Here is a 510-nt window from a genome sequence, read left to right on the forward strand (position 1 = left end):
AGGCGTTAACTCAAAACCCTCTGGCTGCAATGGCAACTATCAGCCAACTAGGTCTGCCACAAGATCAGCTTCAAGCGTTAATGGCGCAGGTAATGCAAAATCCTGTACTGATTAAAGAAGCAGTGGAAGAGCTAGGCCTAGACTTCTCCAAAGTAGTAGAAGCCAAAGCGAAGCTACAGCAGTAATCGAGTTTTGATAAAAACAAAAGCCGCCAGAGCCAAATGGTTCTGGCGGCTTTTTTACATCAGATGAAAGGTACGCGACTCCAACGGGAAAACGAATAGGTTGAGCTTAACTTGGTGCTTGCATAAAAAAATAAGTGCGATTCTAGTCACGTCGCATGAACTCACGGGTGCTATTGGAAATAAATGAATTGTTTCTAATACATAGAACGTATTAACATGGTTGCACTAGGCCCATATGAGTAAATTCATTGAATATACAATTTGAGAGAGGGTTTAGTTTTAAAAAATAATAGTTAGTTGGAATCTAGGTTAAATGAAAATAAAT

1 protein-coding gene is annotated in these 510 nt (G+C 39.6%); it reads left to right on the top strand.

Annotated elements, in window-relative coordinates:
- A partial coding sequence (locus tag R7R78_RS29650; protein WP_225475033.1) for a DUF2999 family protein occupies positions 1 to 185 on the top strand: 185 nt, incomplete at its 5' end.
- Positions 186 to 510 lie beyond the last annotated feature (325 nt).

The sequence above is a fragment of the Vibrio sp. 2134-1 genome (assembly GCF_033339495.1).